This is a genomic window from Aminobacter sp. HY435, assembly GCF_027568395.1.
Taxonomy (GTDB): Bacteria; Pseudomonadota; Alphaproteobacteria; order Rhizobiales; family Rhizobiaceae; genus Aminobacter.
This window is the reverse complement of sequence record NZ_JANKZL010000009.1, coordinates 1-24388: the sequence shown is the minus strand read 5'-3', so window position 1 is coordinate 24388 and position 24388 is coordinate 1. Positions and strand designations below refer to the sequence as shown.

The window sequence follows — 24388 nt, the reverse complement described above, 5'->3', positions numbered from 1 at the left end:
CCGGTTCAAATGTCCAAACTTCTCCGCCTCAGCTCCCTTTGCATAGCCTCAACCACGTCGCTTGCGGCGGCGGCCAGCCCTGTCCTCAATGTCGAGGATGTGAAGAAGCCGCAGGTCGTTCTGATATCGTTCGACGGCGCTCACGACCTCGCGCAATGGCAGCGCAGCCGGAATCTCGCTGCTCGCACCGGCGCCCGCTTCACCTATTTCCTGTCCTGCGTCTTCCTTCTGTCGCGCCAGACCAAGGGCGAGTACCGCGCGCCCGGCAAGTCCGCGGGCCGCTCCAATGTCGGCTTCGCCCAGTCGAAGCAGGAGGTTGTAGACAGGCTCGAACAGATCAACCTTGCGGCGGCCGAGGGTCACGACATCGCCAGCCACGCCTGCGGGCACTTTGACGGCGGCAAGTGGAGCAAGGCTGACTGGACGAAGGAGTTCGACGCGTTCTCGACGATCATGCGCGACGCCTACAAGATCAACGGCATTTCGCCCGAACCAGCAGGCTGGGCGCAGGTCGCTGCCTCGGTGAAGGGTTTTCGCGCTCCTTACCTGTCTGACAGCAAGGGGCTGACGGGCGCGCTGCACGACAAGGGCTTCGCCTACAATGCCAGCGGCGTCTCGCGCGGTCCCGAACTGCCCAAGCTCGACGACGGGATGATGGAATTCTCCCTGCCCGAGATTCCCGAAGGACCCTCGGAGCGGCGCGTCATCGCCATGGACTACAATCTTTATGTCCGCCATTCGGGCGGCGAAGAGAAGCTCGGGGACGCCGACCGTTTCTCCGACCGCGCCTATGACGCGTTCCGCGCAGTCTTCGACAAGCAATACGCGGGCGACCGCATCCCGCTGCAATTCGGCTTCCATTTCAGCCTGATGAATGGCGGCGCCTACTGGCGGGCGCTCGAACGCTTTGCCGGGGAGGTCTGCACGAAGACCGATGTCGCCTGCGTCAGCTACGCCGACTATGTCAAACAGCGCAACGAGGCCACGCCGGTACAAACCGGCGGGTGAGAGAGGCTGGCTCCAGCCAGGCAGGCAACTTCTCCTCCAGCCGCGCCGCGATCGTCGTCAGCGCCACCGCGCTGCGGACCTCATGCCGGGATCATGCCACCGGCTGATCTTCAGGTTTGAAACCTGCCTTTTCACGCTCGATGTAGCGCTGGTCGATATCGGGCAGCGGCTCACCTGACAGCGTCGCCTCGAAGGCGCGCAGACGTTTATGCACGGACTGCAACTCGACGATCGTCGACCAGGAACTGAGCAAGAACTGCAGCGACCCGGTCACGCGGCCGAAGGCATTCGAGATCTGGTTCATCGGGCCAAGCGTGATCTTGTGCGCGACGAACGACGGTCCGAGGATGATGAAGGAGAAGATGTTGTCGGCCTGCAGGTAGGTGTAGCGGACGACGTTGAAATAGACGTAGTGGGCATAAAGGCGGAAGTAATTCCTGCGCACATTCCCGAACAGTTCGGTGGTGGTCGCAGGCTGCGCCCGGTCGGCATGGTCTTCGCCATAGACCAGTTCCTTACGGTAGGCGGCCTCGACGCGCTGGTTACGGAACTGCAGGCCGGGCAGCTTGACGCCGGCGAGCATGACGGACAGCGTGCCAAGCAAGCACCAACCAATTGCCGCAACGAGGAGCGGGTGCGGAACCGCGCCGATGATCGGCAGCTCGGTGATGTGCTTTTCCAACTCTATCAAGACCGGCAGGAAGGCAATCAGCGTCATGATCGAGGCGACGAAACTTGACCCCAGGTCTTCCATGATCTGGGCAAAACGCATCGTGTCTTCCTGGATACGCTGCGAGGCGCCTTCGATGTGGCGAAGCTGGCCCCAGTTTTCCATGAAGTAATTGTTCATGGCGGTGCGCCAGCGGAAGATCCAATGCTGGACGATGTATGCGTTGATGACTGAAACATTCATGCCGATCAGCGCCAGCCAGGCGAAGCTGGCGGCACCACGATAGAACTCGGCATTGGTCGAGTTGGTCGTTCCGGCCATCAGCCCCTGGACGTAGTCGAAGAACGGCCCGTACCAATTGTTCACCGCCACGCTGACCTGAACATTGAAGTAGATCATGAACAGGACGACAGATGTGACGAGGATCGACCATTGCTGCCACGGATGTGGCGAATACCAGCGCCAGAAAGCGTAAAAGAGCAGTACGCCCGCTGCAAAGTAGACGTAAAACCACAAGAAGGGCTGGGACCAGAACACCGAAATACCGATAATCGGCGGCGTCCCCTCAGCCGCTGGCGGCAGGCCGATCATGGCCCCCAATTGCGCGCCGCCGTAGAACCAGAAAAGCACCAGCGCGAGGCTCCACAGAGCCGCCGAGGTGAAAAACAGCTTCGGCTGCGGGAAAAACGATACAAACACGATTCCGGGTCCTTTCGGAGCGGCGGCATTGCCAGTTGGCCGCATGAAGTCACACTTCGTGGCACAAGGGAATCCCCTGTGGCGGCCGGCTGTTGCAATGCGTGCCGGATCGTGGCGATTTTCAGCCCGCGCGGATTACAGTTTGGTTAGGTGAGCAATTCGGGGGGCGGCTGAACCTGGCTGCGCGAAGAAGCGGCGAGCATGGCGCGGTTCGGGTCGCGGACCGGCTAAGGCTGGGGCGGGCAGTCCCGGCATTCGCAGCCCGGGCATTGTCAGCCCGGGCAATATCAGCCCGGGAACGCGGCCTCGTAAGCCTCGGGCTTGAAGCCGACGATGCGGCGGCTGCCAAGGTCGAGCATCGGTCGCTTGATCATCGAGGGCTGGGCCAGCATCAGCGCGATCGCCTTCTCAGTGTCGAGGCCTTGCCTGTCGGCGTCGGGCAGCTTCTTGAAGGTGGTGCCGGCGCGGTTGAGAACGGTCTCCCAGCCGAATTCCCTGACCCATGCCTCCAGGCTTTGGCGGTCGATGCCGGACGCCTTGTAGTCGTGGAAATCGTAGCCGACGCCATGGCCTTCGAGCCAGGTGCGGGCCTTCTTGATCGTGTCGCAGTTCTTGATGCCGTACATGGTGATCGACAAGACCGGGCCTCCGCAAGTGCGGCCGGCCGGGCGGACCCGACTCGGCCAGTTTCAGGTTACGGCTAGGTTCTACACCGTCGGCGCTTTGGCAAGCGCATGACGCCAGGCGACCGCCTCGACCTCGACCATGATCTCGGGCAGGACGAGTGCCGTCACGACCATGGCGGTGGCGGCCGGCGGGTTGTCGGCGAAGATGCGGTTCTTGACCGAGGCATAGGCCTGATAGTGGTCAGCGCTGGTCAGATAGCTGCGCAAGGACACGACATGACCAAGCGCAAGACCCGCTTCGGCCAGAACCGCCTCGATGTTGCGGAACACCTGCTCGGTCTGCCCGGCAGGGTCGCCCGCGCAGACGATCTGCCGGTCCTTCAGAGCCACCTGCCCGGAAACCAGCACGAAGTCGCCGCAGCCGACCCCCTGGCTCATGCCGGGGAAAGCCATGCCTGATGGGTTGAGCCTTTCGATGCTCATGGCCGTCCGGCTCCCGCAGCGGGCGCGCGGACCACGTCGATGCGCCCTCCCCTCAGCTTCACCGTCATCTCGGGGTCGTGGTGCGGGGCAACGCAGATGAACAGGTCGCGGCCGTCATCGCCGCCGAGCATGCAGGCATAGGGGTTGGCATCAAGGATGACGACCCGGTCGACGATCTCGCCGGCCGGACTGACACGCAGCACCATCTTTTCATAGGGTGATGCCGCCCAGACGTGCCCCTCGGCGTCGAGGCATATGCCGTCGGGCACGTGGCCGTCGACCGCCGCGAACAGCCGCCGGTTGGTCAGACCACCATCTGCTCCGATGTCATAGGCTGTGAGACGCCCTGCCATCGACTCGGCGATGATGAACGTGCGGCCATCCGGCGAAATGACAGCGCCGTTGGGGCACATCAAGCCGTCGGCGGCGATGCCGACCTTGCCATCCGGCGTAACCACGGCCAGCACGGTCGGCACTGGTGCCTCGCCGGCGTAGAAGTCAAAGCCGATGTTGCCGACATAGGCGCGGCCCTCGCTATCGACGACCATGTCGTTCGAGTGGAACGGATGGACGCCGGAAAGGTCGGCATGGAGCACAAGCTTGCCGTCGCGGCTGCGTCGCAACAGCTTGCGGTCATTCATCGACACGACCAGCAGGTCGCCATCTGATAGCCAGCCCATGCCGGACGGGCCGCCCGGAACGGCGAAGCTGTCATGTCGCATGCCGTCGCCATCCAGCACATGGACGAGGCCATCGTGCTGGTCGGCGAACCACAGCTGACCGTCATGCCAGCGGGGGCATTCGGGATAGACGAATCCCCCCGCGATCGTGCGAACCGAATGCGTCATGCCGGAACTCGGGCGCAGGCGCTGAGGATGTCGCCGAGCTTCTTGATGCCGCGCTCGATGATGTCTTCGCTGACATGGCTGTATGCGAGGCGCAGGAACTGGCGGCCGTCGCTCTCACCCATGAAGCGCTCGCCAGGGCGAAAGAAGATGCCCTCCTTGGCCGACAGTTCGGCCGCCCGCTGCCAGTCGACACGCTCGTCGATCTCCAGCCAGAGGTAGAAGGAGCCCTGCGGCATGCGGAAGGTGACGTAGTTGCCGCAATAATCGCGCACGGCGCGCGCCGCCGTCTCGGCCTTGCTCTTGTAGACCTTGTTGACCTCGGCGATGTGGTCTTCGAGCAGGCCGTCGGCCATGTAGGAGGCCATGACGCGGGAGTACCATTGGCTGACACCAAGGTCCTGGCGGACGGCTGCGATCGGCTCGATGGCCGCGGCCGGGCCGGCGATCCAGCCGAGGCGCAGCGCCGGGGCGACGATCTTGGAGAAGCTGCCGCACTGGATGACGCGGTCGTCGGTGTCGAGGCTGAGCAAGGTCGGCAGTTCCTCGCCGGCAAAGCGCAGGTCGCCATAGACATTGTCCTCGATGATGAGGAAGTCGTGTTCCCTGGCGAGCTGAAGCAACTGCTTGCGGCGCGGCACCGACATCTCGGTGCAGGTCGGCGTCTGGAAGGTCGGGATGGTGTAGACGACCTTGACCTTCTTGCCCTCGGCCTCGACCTTGCTCAGCAAGGTCTCGAGCGCGTCGATGTCCATGCCGTGGTCATCGACCGGCACGGTGCGCAGATCACCGCCGGCCATCTCCATGAAACGCAGCGCATAAGGGAAAGAGGCGGCTTCCGCGACGACGACATCGCCCGGATTGATGTAGCCGTTGGCGGCGAGCGCAATGCCCTGCACGGAGCCCGAGGTCAGGATGACGCCGAGCGTACCGAGCTGCTTGCCCTGGGTGCGCTCGATGCGGTCCGATATCTCCTTGCGCAGGCCCTTGAAGCCGAAGACGAGCTCTTCATATCCGGTGGCCGGGTCGAAATAGTCGAGCACCTTGGCGCCATGCTCGTCGAGCGACTTGCGGGCGAGACGGACCAGATCCTCAGTCGGGAAAGTCTCGGGCGCGGCAAGGCCCTGATCGAAATTGAAGATCGCCGGAACCTCGGGATCCGGGAAGAACAGGGCCGGTCCGGAACCGGAGAGCTTGGCGCGCAGATGATCGACGGACATGGTTTCCTCCTTGGTGATTGTTCTCAGCGTGTCGTGGTGTCGGGCGCATACGTGCCCGAGGTGATCGGGCTCTCGCGGTTGCGGCGCTTGAGCGAGCGGGCGAGCGTGCCGCGGAAGGCTGTCCAGCGTTCGCGCCAGCTGGCGGCAAGGCCGGCCTGCACCACCCGCAGCGCGCCGTGATCGGGAAACGGCTGCGCGGTAAGCGCCAGGCCCGCCAGCCGCCACAGCACGGAGCGCTTCTTGGTGCCGTGGTCGTCGTGCATGGCCTCGAGCTCCGTGACCGAAAACGGCTCCTCGTGGAGGTAGCCGGCAACGACTGCATCCTCGATCAGCTGCCTGCCGCGCTCGGTTCGGGCGATGTGCATGTTCCAGCCGTCGCCGGCCTCGCGATGGCTCGGCTTGCCGCCCTCCATGGCCCAGCAATCGCCAGCGACGACATCGGCGTGCTCGCCGACACCGTCGGCGCAGATCTTGCAGCGGAACATCAGCTCGTAGGTGAGATTGGAGAACCAGGTCTCGTCATAGGTCTGGCGATGTTCCCTGCCCTGTCGCGTGCGGACATAGGTCGGCCCCGGCCAGCCATGGCCGCGATAGCGTAATTCCTCGACATCGCGGTGGTCCTCGCCGAAGCGCCTGACGATGTTGTAGGTGGCGGCGATGCTGGGATTGCCGCCGCAGACCATCGCCAGCATGTAGGGGATCTGCAATTCGACGCGCGGATCGACCCGAGACAGGTTGCGCAATGTAGCAATGTCGCAGGGCTTGCCGATAAAGGCGAAGCGGCGGCCACTGTCGAGCAACGCCACGATGTCCTTGAGCGGCGCCGACGGCCCGTAGCGCGAGCCCGATGATGCGACTATCTGCTCGCGGGTGGTGTTGAATCTGGCTTCGTTGAGCAGCGGATTGTCACCGGAGACAGAGACCTGCAGGATTCCATCGACCTCGCCGCTTTCGACCAGATAGACCGCGAGTGCCGTGAGCACGCCACCGGTGGCGCTCTTGAAACGGATATCCCTGTCGGTCGCGTGCCCCTTGGCGAGATGCAGCATGGCGCCAAAGATGCGATGCGGCGCGGCCTTGACGGGCGCTCCCCCCTTTTGTGTGTGCCCGGCGCAAACCTCAAGCACGGTCTGCTGCTCGGCCTTATCGAGGGGACGCTGGCCGCGCGGCCGCATGAACCCTTCCGGCGACAGGTCCATGCGCAGCACGTCTGGTCCGAGCAGGCTCGCGCAAGCACCGCATCCGGTGCATAGCCCGCGCTCGACGATCTCCTCAAGGCTCGCGGCAACACGCATGCGCCATCCTCCCGGCGATAGCCTACCGGCCATCGCCCCAGCGACAGGTCTTCAGTCTCAGGTGTAGGTGCCAGTTATAGGTCGGCGGATCGAGGCAGGGCAAATTGCCATTCCGAATGACCGACATCAGCCTGAGTGATCCTGACTTGCCTCTGGCAGCGGGAAACAATCGTCGAGCACGCTGCGAACCCAGTCATGCGCCGGGCTGCCTTCGGAGGCCGGGTGCCAGTAGAGCCAGGTCTGCAGCGGCAGCATGCGGAACGGGCGCGGCAGCGACACGAAACTGTCGTCGGACAAGAAATGGCGGACGAAGGAAGTGGGGATGGTGAGGCAGAGGTCGCTGCGCGACAGGATGGCGGCCGCCGCCAGGCAATGTTCGAGATGCACGGCCACCTGCCGCTTCAGCTTCATCCGGGCGAGCGCGCCGTCGACCAGATTGGCAAAGCGCGGGCGATTGGAGATGTGCAGGTGGCTGAGCGCCATGTAGCGTTCGATGGTGAACGGCTCGGTGGCCGCCGGATGCCCACGGCGCATGACGCAGACGAACTCGTCGCTGAACAGCAGCCTCTGCCCGAACCCGTCGTCGGCCAGCGGATGCGACTCGACGGCGAAATCGATCTCTCCGGAGGCCAATCCGGGAAACAGGTCGCGCTCGGCCAGGAAACGATTGCGGACCGTCAGTTTCGAGCCCAGCCGGTTCAACTCGCCGACGAATGGCCCAAGCACCACCGCCTCGGCGTAGTCGCTCATGCTGAACGAGACAATGCGCTCGGAGGCCAGCGGATCGAAGCGCTCGTGCCGGGCAAGCGTGCGGTCGAGCGCGGTCAGCGCTTCGCGAACCGGGCCGATCAGCGTTTCGGCGAGCGGCGTCGGCGCGATGCCCTGCCTGGCACGGACAAAGAGCTGGTCGCCGAAGATATCGCGCAAGCGTGCCAGGCTGTTCGACACCGCCGGCTGGGTGACGCTGAGCGTCTCGGCGGCGCGGGTGATGCTCGCCTCGCTGTAGACGGCTTCGAAGACATGCAGCAGGTTGAGATCAAGCTTGGCCAGATTGCGCAGGACCATCGCTTAGGCCCCCGGCACCGGGCTTGAGACCGTGGGCAAAGCAGGCACCTCCCTCGCAGACGACCGACGCCCCCGCGGAACGGTTCGATCTGTTCAGGGCATTACGTGCCGCAAGGACAGGATTGACCTCGTCTAAAAAGACTAGATCCTGTTGGCGCGTAGCCAGTCGGCCAGCGACGGCCGCGAATGCCCGGCCCTGCCGTGCATCGCCTCGGCAGCGCACATCGAATTCACAACCGCTTCCTCGGTTGCTTCGGCAGCGGCGCGGAACAGGCGATCGATGCGGTTTTCGTTGAGGGCGGTCATGGCGACGAAATCGGCGCGCTCGTCGTGGTCGAAGGTCCGCGCTGTCGAGAAGCCGAGCGCGATGTCGCCGCTGCCGTGGCCCCAGTAGGCGCCGAGCCTGGCGAGACCGGCACCGCAACGACGCACCACGCGCTTGAGCTGGCGATGCTCCAGCGCGATATCGGTGGCGAGGATGACGATGACAGAGCCTTTCTCCGCCTCCACCTTGGAACGCGGATCGGGGCGGCGGCCATCCGGAAGGATGAGGTCGCCGGCGCGGCCGAAATTGGTGAGCACCAGCACGCCGAGATGATGGTCGCGGCCGGCCAGTTCGATGCGGCGCGAGGCGGTGCCGATGCCGCCCTTGAAGCCAAAACAGCTCATGCCGGTACCGGCGCCGACATTGCCTTCCGCCACCGGTCCTGATGCGGCAGCGGCCAAGGCGGCGCGGGCATCGTCCTCGCTGACGGCAAGCGACTGGATGTCGCTGAGGTAGCCGTCGTTGCATTCCATGACCACGGGATTGACTGTCGCCGTCTCGCGGCCGATGTCGGGATTTTCCGCAATCGCCGAGTGGATCAGCGCATTGGAGCAGGTGCCGACGCCGAAAGTGTTGGTGAGCAGGACGGGCGTCTCGAGCGTGCCCAATTCTTCGACCTGCATCAGGCCCGCGCTCTTGCCGAAGCCGTTGATGACATCGCAGGCGGCCAGCACCTTGTTGCGGTAGAGATTGCCGCCGTGGGGCAGGATCGCGGTGACGCCGGTGTTGAGGTCGCCCTCCCGGATGGTGCTATGGCCGACATCCACGCCCGGCACGTCGGTGATGGCGTTGAGCGCACCCGTCCGCGATGCACCGAAAGAGATGCCGAGCTGGCGGGCGATGTCCGACATGGTGGCTTAGGCTCCGCGCAGGTGAAGGGCTGCGTATTGCAGCAGCATGATGGTCTTGGCGTCGCAGATACGGCCGTCGGCGACCATGGCGAGCGCCTCGTCGATGCCGATTTCCATGACCTCGATATCCTCGCCCTCGCCGGCATGGCCGCCGCCCTCCGAGACGCGATCCGACGGCTCGTATTCACCGACGAAGAAATAGATCTTCTCGGTCACGGCACCCGGGCTCATGAAGGCCTCAAAGACGCGGCGAACATGATGGATGCGGAAGCCCGTCTCCTCCTCGACCTCGGCACGGATGCGCTCTTCGGGCGCTGCGTCGTCGAGCAGCCCGGCAGGCGTTTCGATCAGCATGTCGTCGTAGCCGTTGACGAAAGCCGGGTAGCGGAACTGCTTGACCAGCACGACAGTGCGGCGCGCGGGATCGTAGAGCAGGATGGTGGCGCCGTTGCCGCGATCATAGGTCTCGCGGCTCTGGACCTGCCACTCACCGTCGCCGCGACGATAGGCGAAAGTCGTCTTCTTCAGGACATACCAGTCGTCGGAAAGGGTTTTGACGTCCTGGACGCGGATGCGGTCGGCAATGCTCATCTGACACCTTGATACGACCCGGCCGAGCCGGAGATTCGAGGCGCCAGCATAGGCAAGGCCGCGCCGGAGCGCGACCCCGCGCAACAGATGTCAGCGGACCGGCGGGGCGTACATCAGGCCGCCGGCGTTCCACTGGGCGTTGATGCCGCGGTCGATCTTGAGTTCGCTCGACTGGCCGAGATTGCGCTCGAATATCTCGCCGTAGTTACCAACCTTGGAAACGACGTTGTAGGCCCAGCGCGGATCGAGGCCGAGCTGCTGGCCGCTGTCGCCCTCGGCGCCGAGGAAGCGCTTGATGGCCGGGTTGGCCGACGTCAGGCCGGCTTCGGCGTTGTCCCTGGTGATGCCGAGCTCCTCCGCCTCGATCAGGGCGAACAGCGTCCAGCGAACGATGCTGAACCACCTGTCGTCGCCCTGGCGCACGGCCGGTCCTAGCGGCTCCTTGGAGATGATCTCGGGCAGCACGACATAGGCGGCCGGATCGCTGAGCTTCAGGCGCTGCGCGTAAAGCGCGGAGGCGTCGGTGGTGTAGACGTCGCAGCGGCCGCCGTCGAACGCCTTGATGATGCCGTCGGCGGAATCGATGACGACAGGCTCGTATTTCAGCTTGTTGGCGCTGAAGTAGTCGGCGACATTCTGCTCCGTGGTCGTGCCCTGCTCGGTGCAGACGGTGGCGCCATCGAGTTTCAGCGCGCTGTCGACGCCGAGGTCCTTGCGGATCATGAAGCCCTGGCCGTCATGATAGGCGGTGCCGACAAAACGCAGTCCAAGGCTCGAGTCACGCGACAGGGTCCAGGTGGTCTGGCGCGAGAGCAGATCGACGGAGCCCGACTGGACCGCGGTGAACCGCTCCTTGGTCGACAACGGCACATAGCTGACCTTGTCGGCGTCGCCGAGCACCGCGGCAGCAACCGCACGGCAGATGTCGATGTCGAAGCCCGACCACTTGCCGGCATCGTCAGGCGCCGAGAAGCCGGCGACGCCCTGGCTGACGCCGCAGGTGACGGTGCCGCGCTGCTTGACGATGTCGAGCGTGTCGGCGTTGGCGGGGTTGGCGAGAGCCGCCGTGCCGAGCAGCAATGCTGAGATCAGATGTTTCATGGTTTCTCCTCCCTGGTTCGAGGCAAAGCCTCTTCGTGCCGCCGGCGCAGCGCGCCGGAAGTCGCTCAATGTCTGGCTGTCGAATGCCGCCGCGCGGCTACTGTTTATTCGCCGCCGGCCTCCACAGCGGCGAAGGTCTCCTCAAGCACGCCGACCAGATGGTCAGCGTCGCGCCGAGTGAAGATCATCGGCGGGCGCATCTTGAGCACATTGTCGTGTGGACCCTCGGTGCCGATGAGCACGCCGCGCGCACGCGCGCCGTCATTGACCTTGCGGGCAAATGCAGTGGCCGGCTCCTTCGTCCTGCGGTCGGCAACCAGCTCGATGCCGAGGAACAGGCCCATGCCCCTGACGTCGCCGATGACCTCGTAGCGCTTCTGCATGTGCCTGAAGCGCGAAACGAGATAGGCGCCGACATCGGTCGCGTTATCCCGCAGGCGGTCGCGCTCGATGACATCGAGCACGGCGAGGCCCGCCGCGCACGACACCGGGTTGCCGCCGAAGGTGTTGAAATACTCCATGCCGTTGTTGAAGCGGTCGGCGATCTCGCGCGTGGTGACCAGTGCCGACATCGGGTGGCCGTTGCCGATGGGCTTGCCCATGGTGACGATATCAGGGACCACGCCTTGCGCCTCGAAAGCCCACCAGTGGCTGCCGACGCGGCCGAAGCCGACCTGCACCTCGTCGGCGATGCAGAATCCGCCGGCGGCGCGGACCATGGCGTAGACTTGCTTCAGATAGCCATCCGGGAGAAAAACCTGGCCGGCAACGCTGGGGATGGACTCGGCGATGAAGAAGGCCGGCGCGCGGCCTTGCTTGCGCATCGCCTCGATCTGCTCGGCGATACTTTCAGCAAAACGCCGGGCATGTTCCTCCACGGGCCAGTCAGCGGGCGCGCGGTAGCTGTCGGGGATCGTTGCCTCGAAGACATGCGCCGGCCGGCCCTTGCCACCCTTGCGCTTGTATTTGTAGGGGCTGAGATCGATCAGCTCCTGGGTGGTGCCGTGATAGGCCCAGTCGAGCACCAGCGCGTCATTGCTGCCGGTCACAGTGCGCGACATCCGTAGCGCAAGCGAATTGGCCTCGCTGCCGGAGCAGGCGAAGGAGGCGACCGACAGCCCCTCGGGCAGGGTCGCGGTCAGCCGCTCGGCATAGGTGACGATGGCGTCGTGCAGGTAGCGCGTGTTGGTGTTGAGCTTGGCCGCCTGGGTGGCGATCGCCTCGACGACATCGGGATGGGCGTGGCCCAGGTGGCAGACATTGTTGAAGCAGTCGAGATAGGTGCGGCCGCGATCATCGATCAGCCAGGCGCCTTCGCCGCGCACGAACTTGATCGGCTGCGCGTAGGAGATCGACAGGTTGGGCAGCAGCGAAGTTTTGCGCGCGGCCACGATCTCGGGACGGGTGCGGCCGGATTGATGGAAGGTCTCGGGCGGAATGCCGGCAAGGGTTGCGGCATCGGGGAACAGCTCGGCCCAGACCGGCAGGTACTGCACCTCGCCGACGCCGAGGATGTCGCGTGCGGCGAGATCGGGATCGGTCGAGATCTGAAAATGCAAGTGCGGCGCCCAGCCACCGTTCTCGGCAGGCCCACCCATCTCGCCGACAAGCGCGCCGGCGGCAAGCCGCTGGCCGGGCTTGAGGCGCGCCATGGCCTCATGCGCCATGTGGCCCCACAGCGTAACGAAAGGCGGACAGCCCTCCGGTGCGTGTTCGAGGGCCACCAGGCAGCCGTAGCCAAGCGGATCCTCCTCGATCTCGACGCTTTTGACCGTTGCGGCGAGCGGGGTGTAGACACGTGTGCCCGCCGGCATGAACAGGTCTAGGCCGAGATGGTGGATGCGGCGCGCGCCTTCGACGAAGCGCGACCAGAAGATGTCGGACGTGTAGATGGTGCGCTTCTCGCCCCATGGGCCGATGCCCAGCGCGATGCCCTGTTCGGCGCAAAATGCATCCCACCAGGCCGTAGCCTCTTCGGGCCTTTGGCCCGCCGAGGTGACGGTCATCGGATGGGCCGGATCGCCATACGGCACCACCGCCTTGGCAAGCGTCGCCGGATGGCGGTCGAGGACCGGCGCGAAACTCTTCCTGTTGGCCTCGATCCAGGTCGTGACGGCCTTGGCGCCGGGCGCTGCGTCGAAGCCGCAGGCATGACGCAGGATCGCGGTGGCGAAACGCCGGTTCATGGCGTCAAGGCGGCGGAGCAATCGCCAGGCCGGCGCTTCGGAGATGGCGAGATACGGATTGTCGCCGAGCTGTGCCTTGCGCACCGCCGACAGCGAAACCGAGATGACCAGCCGCGCGACAATGAGGTCGAACAGCAGGTCGACCTCTTCCTCGCGCAGCCGATATTCGGCGTGAAAGCCGGCGGCGAGCGTCGCGGCAGCACCGATGGGATCCTCGACATCGAGGATCGAATAGGCGCAGGCGACGGCCACCTCGGCAATGAGGGGCGAGTAGAGAGCATCGCCGAAATCGATGATGCCGGCGATGCGGTCGTGGTCGTTGTCGTCGACCAGCACGTTCCAGTCGTTGGCGTCGTTGTGGATGACCTGGGCGCGCAGCGACGGAAGCTTCGGCGCCACCTCCGCGTCAAACCGGTCGAGGAAGCGCCCGAGCAGGGCGCGGTCGGCATCGTCCGTGACATGGCCAAGGCGGCTGCGGGCGGCGCCGGCCTGGCGGATGTCCCAGTCGAAGCTCCTGAGCGCGCCGGGATGGATGAAGCCCTGGAGGGCGCGGTCGAGCCGGCCGAGCGCTGCACCGAGGCCGGCGAACACCTGAGGCGTGCGGGCAACCTCGGCCAGCGGCAGGCCGGGCAGCCAGGAGACGAGCCGCAGCGCATGCTCACCGCCATCCGCCGACGGCGCATGGGCGAGCACCGCGCCTCGGGGCGTCTTTCTCAGGCCGGGGACCGCGACACCGGCGCCAGCGCGGGCGAGATGATCGAGCAGCGCCGCCTGGAATTCGCTTTCGGGACGCGGTTCGGAGGCGTTGACGATCTTGAAAATCCAGTCACCGTCGGCCGACATCAGCTTGAAATTCTGGTCGCGCTCGCTGTCGAGCGGGCTTGCTATGCCGCCAACCCCGAAATGGCTGGCGGCGAGAGCTGCCGCCTCTTCACGGGAAAACTGCGGCGCGGGGTGGGTTACGTCGGTCATCGCCATTCCATTTTCTGATGCCGAAGCTTGGCACGGGCGCAAAAATCGGGCATCCGGCAATGTGACGGTTACACCGGCACTTCGCGTGCATTGACCGGCACATTCACGGCGGGCGACGGAAGCGGACAATGAAGGAACTCGACGCCAAGGACAGGGACATTCTCGGCATCCTGTCGAAGGAGGCACGCATCCCGATGAAGACGCTGGCGGCGCGCATCGGACTATCGCGAAGCGCGACCACCGAGCGCGTCGCGATGCTGGAAAAGAGCGGCGTCATCCGCGGCTATCGCGCCGATATCGGCCAGATGGACAAGGGGCTGGTTTCAGCCTTCCTGATGGTGACGCTGACCCGCACGCCATCGATCGGCGTGCTCGACCAGCTGGCGCGCCATGCCGAGATCCGGCGGGTGTCATCGGTCAGCGGCCAGCTCGACCTCGTCGTCGAGATCGAAGTGCCATCGATAGACAGGCTGAACACGCTTCGCGACCTGATCGCCAGCCACCCGAGCGTCGAGGACCTGACGACGCTGATCGTCTTGCGTCACGACATCGAACGGACCGGCTAGGCGCTGTCAGGCTGGCCCGGCGACGCCTCCCAAAAAAAAGACCCCCGGGGTTCACCGGGGGCCTTTGTCAGATCATTCCCACTCGATGGTGCCAGGCGGCTTCGAGGTGACGTCATAGACGACACGGTTGATGCCGCGCACCTCGTTAATGATGCGGGTGGCGGCCTGGCCGAGGAAGTTCATGTCGTAGTGGTAGAAGTCGGCGGTCATGCCGTCGACCGAGGTCACCGCACGCAGGGCGCAGACGAATTCGTAGGTGCGGCCGTCGCCCATGACGCCGACGGTCTGGACCGGCAGAAGCACGGCGAAAGCCTGCCAGATGGCGTCGTAGAGGCCTGCCTTGCGGATCTCGTCGAGGTAGATCGCATCGGCCTCGCGCAGGATCTCGAGCTTCTCACGGGTGATGCCGCCCGGGCAGCGGATGGCGAGGCCGGGTCCGGGGAACGGATGGCGGCCGATGAAGCTGTCGGGCAGGCCCAGTTCCTTGCCGAGCACGCGGACCTCGTCCTTGAACAATTCGCGCAGCGGCTCGACCAGCTTCATGTTCATGCGGTCGGGAAGACCGCCGACATTGTGGTGCGACTTGATGGTGACCGAGGGCCCCCCAGTGAAGGAGACGCTTTCGATGACGTCGGGATAGAGCGTGCCCTGGGCGAGGAAGTCTGCGCCGCCGAGCTTCTTGGCCTCTTCCTCGAACACCTCGATGAACAGCCGGCCGATGGTCTTGCGCTTCTTCTCCGGGTCGGACTCGCCTTCGAGCGCCGAGATGAAGCGGTCGGAGGCGTCGACGAGGATCAGCGGCAGGTTGTAGTGCTCGCGGAACATGGCGACCACGTCGGCCGCCTCGTTCTTGCGCATCAGTCCGTGGTCGACGAGGATGCAGGTCAGCTGGTCGCCGACGGCTTCGTGGATCAGAAGCGCTGCGACCGAAGAGTCGACGCCGCCCGAAAGCGCGCAGATGACCTTCTTGTCGCCGACCTGCTTGCGGATCGCCTCGACGGCATGCTCGCGATAGGCGCGCATGGTCCAGTCGCTCTCGATGCCGGCGATCTTGTGGACGAAATTGCGCAGGAGCTTGGCGCCATCGGGCGTGTGAACCACCTCGGGGTGGAACTGCACAGCGTAGAAATTGCGGCTCTCGTCGGCGATGGCCGCGAACGGCGCGCCGGTGGAGGTGCCGATGACGCGGAAGCCGGCAGGGATTTCGGTGACGCGGTCGCCATGGCTCATCCACACCTGATGGCGGGTGCCCTTGGCCCAGACGCCCTCGAACAGCGGGCTGTCGTCCTGGATATCGAGATAGGCGCGGCCGAACTCGCGGTGATGGCCGGCCTCGACCTTGCCGCCAAGCTGGGCACACATGGTCTGCTCGCCGTAGCAGATGCCGAGCACCGGGATGCCGGCCGCGAAAATGGCCTCCGGAGCGCGCGGGCTGCCAATGTCGACAGTCGAGTGCGGGCTGCCCGAGAGGATCACCGCCTTGGGGCTGATCCGCTTGAAGGCTTCGTCGGCCGACTGGAAAGGAACGATTTCGGAATAGACCCCGGCTTCGCGAACGCGACGCGCGATAAGCTGCGTCACCTGGCTGCCGAAGTCGATGATGAGGACGGTTTCGGGGTGCTCGGAGTTCTTCATGGCGGGCGTTTAAAGAAAGAATCAGTTCTGTGCAATGGGCTGGATTGCATGGCTGGCCCTCGGCAGACGCAAAGCCGCAGGCATGCGCCTAATCCCTTGGCGCAGCTGCCAGCAGGCGAAGCGCCGTCATCAAGGCGTCGAAACCCGCCTCGCCCAAACGTTCACGGTAGCCGCGCTCGATGTCGAGCTTGATCCGGTCGGCATCGCCCAGGGCTGCCAGCCCGCGCTCTGTGTAGCGCACCAGCTTGCCGCGCTTGTCATCCGGATCGGCTGCCCGCTCGATAACGCCTTCGGCTTCGAGCCCATCGAGCAGCTGTTGCACCGCCTGTTTGGAAATGCCCGCGCGGTCGATCAACGCTCCCTGGCGCAGGCCTCGCCGGGGAATATGGCCCAGCAGCCCGGCGCGGCTTTCGCTGAACCAGACATGCCCAGCCCTTCGCATCGCCTCGGCAAATTCCGCCTGCCAGGCGCGGCTCGCCTGCCACAGCCGCCAGCCGACGTGGTCCGGAAGCGCTGCCCCTGCATTTTCGTCAAGTCTCTTGACCATCTTCATTCCCGGATATAACGTCAAGCTTCTTGACTACAAGGTTTGCGAAAGGAACTGAAGATGGCAAGTCTCGACCAGTCTGTTTTGTCGGTGCTTATTCCCGGCACCACCCACGTGCTCGACCGCAACGGCAAGGAGGCCTACGTCTATTTCGAAACCGGCGATGCCGCCCACATGCTGCTCGAAGACGGCGAAGTACGCAAAGGCGCCTGGAAACTCGTCGACGGCGGCTACAGCGTCGACTGGGACAACGGCTCCGTTGGACGCTGGACTCTCGACCACCAGGCCGGAGCGATAACCTATGTCAACCTCGACCGCGACGTCAGGGTGAGGCTGCTCGGGGTTTTGTTCGGCAACGCCAAGAGCCTGCCGCGGGCGGCCGCCTAGAGCCGGATTGCGCCGTTGCCGATCGCCTGCGCCAGAAGCTGCACGGCGTGGGCCAGCTTTTCGTCGACGACGTGCAGGTATTCAGTCCAGTCATCGACATGGCTGATGTCGGAAGCACCGTCCGATATGCCGCGCAGGCCGATCAGCGGCACGCCGAACATCTGGCAGGCGCGCAGCACGGCGAAGGTTTCCATGTCGACCATGTCTTCGGGAATGGCGTCATAGGCCTTGCCAGATATGATGGTGCTGCCCGTCGACAGGCGCGCCTCCGGAACGCCGGGAATGCGCAGCGGCAGTGGCAGCGTGGCAGGAAGATCGAGGAACGGCGTCCTGCCCTTCTCGAAGCCGAGCGCCGAAGCGTCCATGTCGCGGAAACACACCGACACCGCCTGATAGACTTCCGTCTGCTCCAGGCGGCGACTTCCGGCGGAGCCGAGGCAGACCAAGAGGTCGGGCAGAGCGTTGGCAACGGCACAGCGGGCAAGCTCTGCGCCCACCACCACGCCGGACTCGACAGGCCCTATCCCGGTCATCAGCGGCACGAAAAGCTTTTGCAGATGCGGGCCATACTCAGCGTCCGCCGCCATGACAAACAAGACGTTGCGGCCATGGATCTGCGTGATCGCGACCATCGCGCGTCAGCCCTCGATGCCTTCGCGCCCGACCACCACCATCATGGTGCCGGTCATGGTCGCGATCAGCTTGGCCTCGCCATCGGCGGCAAAGGCATAGGCCTGGCCATCGGCCACGACGATGGTCCGGCCGGGTTTCGTGACCGAGCCGCGGAAGACGAAGCGCTCGCCCCTGCCCGGGGCCAGCAGGTTGACCTTGAACTCGATCGACAGGACACCGGAGTTTTCCGGCATCAGGGAATAGGCCGCATAGCCGCAAGCGGAATCGAGCGCGGTCGAAATAACGCCGGCGTGGAGGAACCCGTGTTGCTGGGTCAGCGCTTCCGAATAAGGCATCTCGATCTCGACCGTGCCGGGGGCGACGAACGTCAATTCGGCTCCAATGGTGCGCATGACGCTTTGGCGCGCGAAGGAAGACCTTACACGCTCTTCGAAATCCGGGGCAGGTACAATCTTCGCGGCCATTTCCAATGTCCTGATGCAGCCTGCTTATGACAAAGCCGGCAAACGCAGGCAACCAAAAATGGTGCGATGCAGCACGCCTTCAATTGAGCCACCGGGTCGAAAAATTGAGCAAGGTGGCGAAGCCGACCAAGGCGGCATAGGGCGCAACAGCCAGGCAGCGACCCGGTCCATCGGTCGGGCGGCGGCGATGAAGGCGAGGATCTTCCAACCCGAACCGAAACGGCACTGGTGACGACTGGTTGCATGTCCGCTTCATCCCTGGGCAAGCGGACCGAATATCTTGCTGTCAGCCGGCGCGGCGCATCGCAGCGAAATAGAAGCCGTCAGTGCCGCTTCTCGCGGGGGTGAGCGACAGTCCCTGGCGGCTGTGGCGAACGGCATCCTCCTTGCCAGGGAAACGGCTTGTCCAAAGCGCCTGATGGTCGAGCGCCGAGAACGATTTGTCGCGACCGAGGAAGGCCGCGACCTGATCGGCGTTTTCCTCCTCGAAGACCGAACAGGTGATGTAGACCATCAGCCCGCCCGGCTTGACGTAGGCTTTGGCGGCATCGAGGATCGCCGACTGCTCGGCCTTGCGCACGTCGAGCTGGCGCTCGGTCAGACGCCATTTGGCGTCCGGCCTGCGCCGCCAGGTGCCGCTGCCGGTGCAAGGCGCGTCAATCAGCACAAGGTCCATGCCGCCTGTCAGGCCGGCCAGTTCCGCGGGCTTGGCGACGACCTGCACATTGCGGTTGTCGGAACGGCGCAGGCGATCGAACATCGGCGCGAGGCGCGATTTTTCCGAATCGTGGGCGAAAATCTGGCCGCGGTTTTCCATTGCCGCCGACAGCGCCAGGGTCTTGCCGCCGGCGCCTGCGCAATAGTCCAGAACCTGCATTCCGGGCAGAGCGCCGGAGAGTTCGGCCGCAAGCTGCGAGCCTTCGTCCTGGATTTCGAACCAGCCCTTCTGGAAGGCCGGTTCGGCCTGGACATTGGGGTGACGGCCGCTGCCGTCGATGGGCGGAATGCGCACGCCATGCGGCGCAAGCGCGGTGGCAGTGGCCTGGGTGCCTTCGAGCTCGGCAATGACGCGAATGCGGTCGGCTTTCAGCGTATTGACCCTGATGTCGAGCGGAGGACGGGCGGCCAGGGCAGCGCCCTCGTCCACCCAGTCTGCACCAAAAGCACGCTGCAACAGGGGTGCGCACCAGTCGGGGCTGTCGGCGCGGATGACATCGGGCGCCTCGGCAAGGCTGCGCTCGGCGATTGCCTTCAATTCGGCTTCGCTGAGCGGCTCCGGCGCGAACTTGTCGCCGTCGAGGCTCTGATTGAGTGCCGCGGCCGACTGGTTCCATTCGAGAAGAAGTGCGCCGAAGCCCAGCGCGCGGGAATTTTCACTGCCGAGCAACCACCCGGCGGAGCGCTTGCGGCGCAGCGCGTCGTAGACGATGTTGCCGATCGCGGCGCGGTCGCCAGCGCCGGCAAAACGATGGGACAATCCCCAGTCCTTGAGCGCATCGGCAGCAGGCCGGTGACGGCGCTCCATATCGTCGAGAACTTCAATGGCCGCAGCCAGTCTTCCGCCAAGTCGCATATCGGTGATCCGTTTTCGGTTGACCCGTTTCAGGTCTAGCTAAACAGCGGCACCGGAATGCACAAGCGCCGCCGGGCGACAGCGCAGCAAATATTTCCCTGACAACAGCACCCCGGAAGACGAAACAGGCGCGGATCGTTCCACGCCTGTCCTGCGGCCAGCCGACTTGCCAAGCAACGACGCGACCGCGTTGGCAACGCCAACTACAAGCCTATCCGGCGACGGCCGCCGCTATTGCGGTGTTGAACTGCGCAAGCACCGCTTCGTCAGCTGGCGTGCGGGTCTTGCGTGACTGAACAAGGCAAGCCTGCGAGCGCAGGATCACACCATCGGACAGGATTTTCAGGTGGTTGGCGCGCAGCGTCGAACCGGTCGAGGTGATGTCGACGATGACGTCGGCCGAACCTGCCGCCGGCGCGCCTTCTGTGGCGCCCAGGCTCTCGACGATGCGGTAGACCTGGATGCCGTGCATCTGGGAGAAGAACTGCTGCGTCAGCCGCCAGTATTTGGTGGCGATGCGCAGGCGACGGCCGTGGCGTTGGCGGAAATCGGCGGCGACGTCGTCGAGGTCGGCCATGGTGTCGACGTCGAGCCAGATTTCGGGAACTGCGACGACGACATCGGCATAGCCGAAGCCCAGGCGCGCGACGATCTCGGCCTTGCTCTCCCAGTCGGCAAGGTTTTCGCGGACCAGGTCTTCGCCGGTGATGCCCAGATCGACATTGCCCTGGCCGATCTCGCCGGAGATTTCGGAAGCCGAAAGGAAGGCGATCTCGATATCCGGCCGCCCCTCGATTGTGGCGCGGTAGCGGCGCTCGTCCTCGGGCAGGTTGACGGTGAAGCCGGCCTTGGCCAGCACCTCAAGCGCCTGCTCCTTCAAGCGGCCCTTCGACGGGAGCGCGATCGAGATGGTCATCAGCGCGCCTCCCTCAGGGCTTCGATACGGTCGAGCCAGACGGAAAAGCCCACCCCGGGAATCGGCTTGCCGGCGCCGAGCAGGGTTAGCAGCCGGTCGTAACGACCGCCACCGGCCAAGGGGCGCTCGCCGTCAGGTCCGGAAATCTCGAAGACCAGCCCGGTGTAATAGTCGAGCGGACGACCGAAGGCGGCATCGTAGCGCACCGTGCCGACGGCCAGGCCATGGCCGGCTATGGCTGTAGCGCGGGCGGCAAAATTGTCGAGCGCGGCGCCAAGCGAAAGCCCCGCTCCCGCAGCGAAATCCCTGAGCGCCTCAGGCGCTTGATCGAGCGGCACGTGGATAGCCAAAAACCGCTCCAGCGCCTCGAAGGCATCGCTGGACAGGCGAACGCTGCGCAGTTCGGCCTTTTCGATGAGCCGGCGCGCGATGCCGGTGGGCGTGCGCCCGGCGGACGCCGACAGCCCGGCCTGCTCCATGCCGGCGGCGATATGGGCTGAGAGCGCCTCGACGTCACCATCGGCAACAAGCGAGGCGACGGGCTCGGCCAAGGCCGAACTGCGCGTCGGCGCAGCCAGGTCTTCAAGGGCCGCAGCCAGCAGTTCCGCCGAACCGAAGGCGCGGGCAAGACGCATGCGCCAGCCACGCGGCAAGCCAAGCGCCGCGAGCACCGCCTCGAAGATGGCCTGGTCGCCGAGCGTGACCGCCAGGTCGCGGCCCGGCAGGCACAGCGACAGCAAGGCATGCGCATCGGCAACCGAGCGCGCATCGGCGGCCGCGATGTCGGGATCGCCAAGATCCTCGACGCCGGCCTGGAAGAATTCATTGCCGCCTTCGCGGCGCTGGCGAAACACCTCGCCGAGATAAGAATAGCGGCGCGGTGTGCCGGATTGCGTGTGGATGTGGTCGAGGCAGACCGGAATGGTGAACTCCGGGCGCAGGCACAGCGCAGCACCGGTCTCGCTCTCGGTCAGGAAGATGCGGCGACGCAAGTCCTCGCCAGCCATGTCGAGGAACGGGTCGGCCGGCTGCAGCACCGGCACGTCGACGGCATCGGCGCCGCGCGCGGCGAACAGCTTCAGGATATCGGACGCAATGGCGGGGTAGCGCGTATTCATTGCCTGCACACCTCCACGCAAGCGAGGCGCTGCCCTTCACCCTTACCCTCTCCCCGCAAACGGGGCGAGGAGGGCGTCAGCGTTGCGGCCATCCTCCTTCTTCCCGTTCCACGGGGAGAAGGTCCCGGCAGGGGCATGAGGGGCAGCGCAAACAGCTGCATGCATTGGCTAGCCACGGCTGCGATCTTCCGCCTGTGCGGCCAGGACCTTCTTCACCTCGGCGACGAGATCGGCCTCAGGCACCGTGATCTGTGCCGGACGGGCGGCGCGCCACTCGGCGTTGTCGGTGATCTCGGCCGACAAACGCGCACCCTCGATCAGGTCCTTGATCTGGATTTCGCCACGGGCGCGCTCATCGCCTCCCTGGATGATGACGACGCCGGAGCCGCGACGGTCGGCATATTTGATCTGCGCCTTCATGCCGGCGCCACCGAGATACATTTCGGCGCGGATTTTTGCCGCGCGCAGCTCGGCGACCATCTTCTGGTAGCGGCCGAGGCTTTCCGTGTCCTTGTCCATGACCAGCACGACGACGGGTGCGACAACATCGGAGGTGTCGAGCTTGCCGAGGTTCTTGAGCGCCGTCATCAAGCGCGACACGCCGATGGAGAAGCCGGTCGCCGGCACCGGCTCGCCGCGGAAGCGCGAGACGAGGCCATCGTAGCGGCCGCCGCCGCCGACCGAGCCGAAGCGGACGATCTGGCCGTCCTCGTTGGGGATCTCGGCCAACAACTCAGCTTCGAAGACCGGGCCGGTATAGTATTCAAGACCACGCACGACCGATGGGTCGATCTTGACGCGGCCGTCATCGTAGCCGGCAGCGGCAACCAGCGAGCCGATCTGTGCCAGTTCGTCGACACCCTCGCTACCCCTGACATTGCCGGCGACGATCGCCTTGAGGATTTCCGCCGTCTTGCTCGTCTCGGCTGCGCCAGCTTCGGTGAAGGCAATTACGGTATCGATCGCCGCAGCGTCGAGCCCCGCACCCTTGGTGAAGTCGCCCTCGCCTTCCGCACCACCGTCCCAGCGCCCCTTGCCGAGCAACAGCCTGACGCCCTCGACACCGAACTTGTCGAGCTTGTCGATGGCGCGCAGCACGATCAGCCGGCGATTGGCGTTCTCGTCGCCGCCGAGGCCGATGGCCTCGAGGACGCCGTCGAGCACCTTGCGGTTGTTGACGCGGATGACATAGTCGCCGCGCTTGATGCCGAGAGCTTCCATCACGTCGGCCATCATCATGGTCATCTCGGCATCGGCCGCGACACCGGGCGTGCCGACTGTGTCGGCGTCGAACTGCATGAACTGTCGGAAGCGGCCGGGGCCAGGCTTCTCGTTGCGGAACACCCAGCCGGAACGGTAGCTGCGGTAGGGCTTGGGCAGCTTCTCGTAGTTTTCGGCAACGAAGCGCGCCATCGGCGCGGTCAGGTCATAGCGCAGCGACAGCCACTGCTCGTCGTCATCCTGGAAGGAGAAGACGCCCTCGTTGGGACGGTCCTGGTCGGGCAGGAATTTTCCCAGCGCGTCGGTGTATTCGATCAGTGGCTGGTCGACGGGTTCGAAACCGTAGAGTTCGTAGACCTCACGGATCTTCGCCATCATCTTCTCGACGATCCGGATGTCGTCCGCGCTGCGGTCGACGAAGCCGCGCGGCAGTCGCGCTTTCATCTTTTCCGATTTGTCGGCCATGGTCGAATTCCGCACTTTTTCCAGATGTTTTGGCCGCGATCACGGCGCGGCGTGTCGTAACCGAAATGGGGTGGAGCGGCAAGCGTTTGACGCCCATGGATCAGTGGCAGCGCCAGTTTGCGGAAACAAATGTACCGTCTGCACGGCATCGTGCCGATACGCGACAGGCAGAAAAGCCGCGCCTGACCAACTGATCCCTTCGGAAAAGGCACCATGACCACGGTCGATGAACCTGAAGCGCACCAGACGAACGATGCCGCTGCGCGGCGCAACGCCCTGCCCCTGCGCGACACGCTGCTGACCGTCCTGCTCGTGCTTTATCCCGCCCTCGGTGCCGTCGGCGTCATTGCCGCCGGACTGATGTTCGCCAACGCCGGCGTCTGACAACGCCGCCAGATAGGCACTGCCATGCCAACCAAACGATTGCTGCTTGCGGCCCTTGGCGCGACGATCCTTGTCTGCCTGAGCGGCGTCGCCAACGCCTGTTCACCCGGCGACAAGCGCCTCGCCGGCCACTACTATCTCAACGGCGTCATGGAGGTCGGCTCCGAACTCCTGCTCAGACCCGACGGCAGCTTCGAATTCATGCTCGCCTATGGCGCCAACGACCAGTACGGCAAAGGCTGTTGGGTCAAACGCGGCTCGACCGTCGAGGTGATCCCGGCCGGGCGGCGTGCGGCCTCGCGTAGGCACACGCCTGACGACCGCGGCTTCGGCGGACTGGTGCTGACGGTGTCGGGCCGGAGCCTGGTGTGGGACATCGGCGGCAGCGGGCACAAGGGTCGGTATGAGCGCTAGATGTGAGCTTTCAGGAGGTTGTCCATTCGGACCGGACCGAGGAGACTGGAGTTACCAAGCTACAGCACTCTCCGGAGGGTCCGAATGAACATCCACAAGAATGCCCGCCTCACGCCGCTGCGTCGAGA

Annotated in this window: 24 protein-coding genes; 5 read left to right on the top strand and 19 right to left on the bottom strand. The window is 64.9% G+C overall.

Annotated features, from left to right (window positions below):
• The first annotated feature begins 9 nt into the window (after positions 1-9).
• Entirely contained in the window at positions 10-1008 is a 999-nt protein-coding gene (locus tag PCJ21_RS14235; protein ID WP_269932078.1) for a polysaccharide deacetylase family protein, read from the top strand.
• Between the two features lie 91 nt (positions 1009-1099).
• Here PCJ21_RS14235 and sbmA read toward each other — a convergent pair whose 3' ends face one another.
• The 11 genes from sbmA to PCJ21_RS14180 all read right to left on the bottom strand — a co-directional run bounded on the left by sbmA (position 1100) and on the right by PCJ21_RS14180 (position 13937).
• Positions 1100-2377, bottom strand: coding sequence for a peptide antibiotic transporter SbmA (sbmA, locus tag PCJ21_RS14230; RefSeq protein ID WP_269932077.1), 1278 nt, complete (start codon positions 2375-2377; stop codon positions 1100-1102).
• A 287-nt stretch (positions 2378-2664) separates the two neighbouring features.
• Complete coding sequence (locus PCJ21_RS14225) at positions 2665-3015, bottom strand: ArsC family reductase (RefSeq protein ID WP_269932076.1); 351 nt, start codon at positions 3013-3015, stop codon at positions 2665-2667.
• Positions 3016-3084: 69 nt separating this feature from the next.
• A complete protein-coding gene (locus tag PCJ21_RS14220; RefSeq protein ID WP_269932075.1) occupies positions 3085-3486 on the bottom strand; it encodes a RidA family protein in 402 nt (133 codons plus the stop codon).
• The gene (locus PCJ21_RS14215) at positions 3483-4334 is read right to left on the bottom strand and encodes an SMP-30/gluconolactonase/LRE family protein (RefSeq protein WP_269932074.1); all 852 of its coding nucleotides are present in this window, start codon (positions 4332-4334) and stop codon (positions 3483-3485) included. Before PCJ21_RS14215 ends, PCJ21_RS14220 begins: the two co-directional genes overlap by 4 nt.
• Positions 4331-5551, bottom strand: a complete 1221-nt coding sequence (locus PCJ21_RS14210; protein ID WP_269932073.1) for an aminotransferase-like domain-containing protein — start codon at positions 5549-5551, stop codon at positions 4331-4333. The genes PCJ21_RS14215 and PCJ21_RS14210 overlap by 4 nt, the downstream gene beginning before the upstream one ends.
• Before the next feature lie 23 nt (positions 5552-5574).
• Entirely contained in the window at positions 5575-6846 is a 1272-nt protein-coding gene (locus PCJ21_RS14205) for a Coenzyme F420 hydrogenase/dehydrogenase, beta subunit C-terminal domain (protein ID WP_269932072.1), read from the bottom strand.
• Positions 6847-6972: 126 nt separating this feature from the next.
• A complete protein-coding gene (locus PCJ21_RS14200; protein ID WP_269932071.1) occupies positions 6973-7911 on the bottom strand; it encodes a LysR family transcriptional regulator in 939 nt (312 codons plus the stop codon).
• A gap of 141 nt (positions 7912-8052) precedes the next feature.
• Complete coding sequence (locus PCJ21_RS14195) at positions 8053-9087, bottom strand: DmpA family aminopeptidase (RefSeq protein WP_269932070.1); 1035 nt, start codon at positions 9085-9087, stop codon at positions 8053-8055.
• Positions 9088-9093: 6 nt separating this feature from the next.
• Positions 9094-9678 (bottom strand): NUDIX domain-containing protein, encoded by a 585-nt coding sequence (locus PCJ21_RS14190; protein ID WP_269932069.1) that lies wholly within the window; start codon positions 9676-9678, stop codon positions 9094-9096.
• Positions 9679-9768: 90 nt separating this feature from the next.
• A complete protein-coding gene (locus PCJ21_RS14185) occupies positions 9769-10779 on the bottom strand; it encodes an amino acid ABC transporter substrate-binding protein (RefSeq protein ID WP_269932068.1) in 1011 nt (336 codons plus the stop codon).
• 104 nt (positions 10780-10883) lie between these two features.
• Complete coding sequence (locus PCJ21_RS14180; RefSeq protein ID WP_269932067.1) at positions 10884-13937, bottom strand: aminotransferase class III-fold pyridoxal phosphate-dependent enzyme; 3054 nt, start codon at positions 13935-13937, stop codon at positions 10884-10886.
• Positions 13938-14065: 128 nt separating this feature from the next.
• On the opposite strand from PCJ21_RS14180, the gene PCJ21_RS14175 reads away from it, so the two are divergent.
• Positions 14066-14503 carry an Lrp/AsnC family transcriptional regulator gene (locus tag PCJ21_RS14175; protein ID WP_269932066.1) on the top strand — a complete coding sequence of 146 codons (438 nt, stop codon included), beginning with the start codon at positions 14066-14068 and terminating at the stop codon, positions 14501-14503.
• A 72-nt stretch (positions 14504-14575) separates the two neighbouring features.
• Here PCJ21_RS14175 and guaA read toward each other — a convergent pair whose 3' ends face one another.
• Complete coding sequence (guaA, locus tag PCJ21_RS14170) at positions 14576-16138, bottom strand: glutamine-hydrolyzing GMP synthase (protein WP_269932065.1); 1563 nt, start codon at positions 16136-16138, stop codon at positions 14576-14578.
• 88 nt (positions 16139-16226) lie between these two features.
• The gene (locus tag PCJ21_RS14165; protein WP_269932064.1) at positions 16227-16685 is read right to left on the bottom strand and encodes a MarR family winged helix-turn-helix transcriptional regulator; all 459 of its coding nucleotides are present in this window, start codon (positions 16683-16685) and stop codon (positions 16227-16229) included.
• Positions 16686-16745: 60 nt separating this feature from the next.
• On the opposite strand from PCJ21_RS14165, the gene PCJ21_RS14160 reads away from it, so the two are divergent.
• Positions 16746-17072, top strand: coding sequence for a hypothetical protein (locus PCJ21_RS14160; protein ID WP_269932063.1), 327 nt, complete (start codon positions 16746-16748; stop codon positions 17070-17072).
• Here PCJ21_RS14160 and PCJ21_RS14155 read toward each other — a convergent pair.
• The 6 genes from PCJ21_RS14155 to hisS all read right to left on the bottom strand — a co-directional run bounded on the left by PCJ21_RS14155 (position 17069) and on the right by hisS (position 23462).
• Positions 17069-17704, bottom strand: a complete 636-nt coding sequence (locus PCJ21_RS14155; protein WP_269932062.1) for a 5'-methylthioadenosine/S-adenosylhomocysteine nucleosidase — start codon at positions 17702-17704, stop codon at positions 17069-17071. The two genes, PCJ21_RS14160 and PCJ21_RS14155, sit on opposite strands and share 4 nt — an antisense overlap.
• Before the next feature lie 6 nt (positions 17705-17710).
• Entirely contained in the window at positions 17711-18169 is a 459-nt protein-coding gene (locus PCJ21_RS14150; RefSeq protein WP_269932061.1) for a PaaI family thioesterase, read from the bottom strand.
• Positions 18170-18455: 286 nt separating this feature from the next.
• On the bottom strand, positions 18456-19742 hold the full coding sequence (locus PCJ21_RS14145; RefSeq protein WP_269932060.1) for an RsmB/NOP family class I SAM-dependent RNA methyltransferase: 1287 nt from the start codon (positions 19740-19742) through the stop codon (positions 18456-18458).
• Positions 19743-19953: 211 nt separating this feature from the next.
• A complete protein-coding gene (hisG, locus tag PCJ21_RS14140) occupies positions 19954-20658 on the bottom strand; it encodes an ATP phosphoribosyltransferase (RefSeq protein WP_269932059.1) in 705 nt (234 codons plus the stop codon).
• On the bottom strand, positions 20658-21776 hold the full coding sequence (locus PCJ21_RS14135; protein ID WP_269932058.1) for an ATP phosphoribosyltransferase regulatory subunit: 1119 nt from the start codon (positions 21774-21776) through the stop codon (positions 20658-20660). Before PCJ21_RS14135 ends, hisG begins: the two co-directional genes overlap by 1 nt.
• A 168-nt stretch (positions 21777-21944) precedes the next feature.
• Positions 21945-23462 carry a histidine--tRNA ligase gene (gene hisS, locus PCJ21_RS14130; protein ID WP_269932057.1) on the bottom strand — a complete coding sequence of 506 codons (1518 nt, stop codon included), beginning with the start codon at positions 23460-23462 and terminating at the stop codon, positions 21945-21947.
• Between the two features lie 213 nt (positions 23463-23675).
• Here hisS and PCJ21_RS14125 point away from each other — a divergent pair, with 213 nt between their 5' ends.
• Both PCJ21_RS14125 and PCJ21_RS14120 read left to right on the top strand, forming a co-directional pair.
• Complete coding sequence (locus PCJ21_RS14125; RefSeq protein ID WP_269932056.1) at positions 23676-23846, top strand: hypothetical protein; 171 nt, start codon at positions 23676-23678, stop codon at positions 23844-23846.
• 24 nt (positions 23847-23870) lie between these two features.
• Complete coding sequence (locus PCJ21_RS14120) at positions 23871-24260, top strand: hypothetical protein (RefSeq protein WP_269932055.1); 390 nt, start codon at positions 23871-23873, stop codon at positions 24258-24260.
• Positions 24261-24388: the final 128 nt, after the last annotated feature.

What these genes read in the sequence shown, in the direction of transcription:
- PCJ21_RS14235 (WP_269932078.1), top strand. Translation starts at nt 10, where the DNA reads ATGTCCAAACTTCTCCGCCTCAGCTCCCTTTGCATAGCCTCAACCACG.
- PCJ21_RS14220 (WP_269932075.1), bottom strand. Translation starts at nt 3,486, where the DNA reads ATGAGCATCGAAAGGCTCAACCCATCAGGCATGGCTTTCCCCGGCATG.
- PCJ21_RS14215 (WP_269932074.1), bottom strand. Translation starts at nt 4,334, where the DNA reads ATGACGCATTCGGTTCGCACGATCGCGGGGGGATTCGTCTATCCCGAA.
- PCJ21_RS14210 (WP_269932073.1), bottom strand. Translation starts at nt 5,551, where the DNA reads ATGTCCGTCGATCATCTGCGCGCCAAGCTCTCCGGTTCCGGACCGGCC.
- PCJ21_RS14205 (WP_269932072.1), bottom strand. Translation starts at nt 6,846, where the DNA reads ATGCGTGTTGCCGCGAGCCTTGAGGAGATCGTCGAGCGCGGGCTATGC.
- PCJ21_RS14200 (WP_269932071.1), bottom strand. Translation starts at nt 7,911, where the DNA reads ATGGTCCTGCGCAATCTGGCCAAGCTTGATCTCAACCTGCTGCATGTC.
- PCJ21_RS14195 (WP_269932070.1), bottom strand. Translation starts at nt 9,087, where the DNA reads ATGTCGGACATCGCCCGCCAGCTCGGCATCTCTTTCGGTGCATCGCGG.
- PCJ21_RS14190 (WP_269932069.1), bottom strand. Translation starts at nt 9,678, where the DNA reads ATGAGCATTGCCGACCGCATCCGCGTCCAGGACGTCAAAACCCTTTCC.
- PCJ21_RS14185 (WP_269932068.1), bottom strand. Translation starts at nt 10,779, where the DNA reads ATGAAACATCTGATCTCAGCATTGCTGCTCGGCACGGCGGCTCTCGCC.
- PCJ21_RS14180 (WP_269932067.1), bottom strand. Translation starts at nt 13,937, where the DNA reads ATGACCGACGTAACCCACCCCGCGCCGCAGTTTTCCCGTGAAGAGGCG.
- PCJ21_RS14175 (WP_269932066.1), top strand. Translation starts at nt 14,066, where the DNA reads ATGAAGGAACTCGACGCCAAGGACAGGGACATTCTCGGCATCCTGTCG.
- guaA (WP_269932065.1), bottom strand. Translation starts at nt 16,138, where the DNA reads ATGAAGAACTCCGAGCACCCCGAAACCGTCCTCATCATCGACTTCGGC.
- PCJ21_RS14165 (WP_269932064.1), bottom strand. Translation starts at nt 16,685, where the DNA reads ATGGTCAAGAGACTTGACGAAAATGCAGGGGCAGCGCTTCCGGACCAC.
- PCJ21_RS14160 (WP_269932063.1), top strand. Translation starts at nt 16,746, where the DNA reads ATGGCAAGTCTCGACCAGTCTGTTTTGTCGGTGCTTATTCCCGGCACC.
- PCJ21_RS14155 (WP_269932062.1), bottom strand. Translation starts at nt 17,704, where the DNA reads ATGGTCGCGATCACGCAGATCCATGGCCGCAACGTCTTGTTTGTCATG.
- PCJ21_RS14150 (WP_269932061.1), bottom strand. Translation starts at nt 18,169, where the DNA reads ATGGCCGCGAAGATTGTACCTGCCCCGGATTTCGAAGAGCGTGTAAGG.
- PCJ21_RS14145 (WP_269932060.1), bottom strand. Translation starts at nt 19,742, where the DNA reads ATGCGACTTGGCGGAAGACTGGCTGCGGCCATTGAAGTTCTCGACGAT.
- hisG (WP_269932059.1), bottom strand. Translation starts at nt 20,658, where the DNA reads ATGACCATCTCGATCGCGCTCCCGTCGAAGGGCCGCTTGAAGGAGCAG.
- PCJ21_RS14135 (WP_269932058.1), bottom strand. Translation starts at nt 21,776, where the DNA reads ATGAATACGCGCTACCCCGCCATTGCGTCCGATATCCTGAAGCTGTTC.
- hisS (WP_269932057.1), bottom strand. Translation starts at nt 23,462, where the DNA reads ATGGCCGACAAATCGGAAAAGATGAAAGCGCGACTGCCGCGCGGCTTC.
- PCJ21_RS14125 (WP_269932056.1), top strand. Translation starts at nt 23,676, where the DNA reads ATGACCACGGTCGATGAACCTGAAGCGCACCAGACGAACGATGCCGCT.
- PCJ21_RS14120 (WP_269932055.1), top strand. Translation starts at nt 23,871, where the DNA reads ATGCCAACCAAACGATTGCTGCTTGCGGCCCTTGGCGCGACGATCCTT.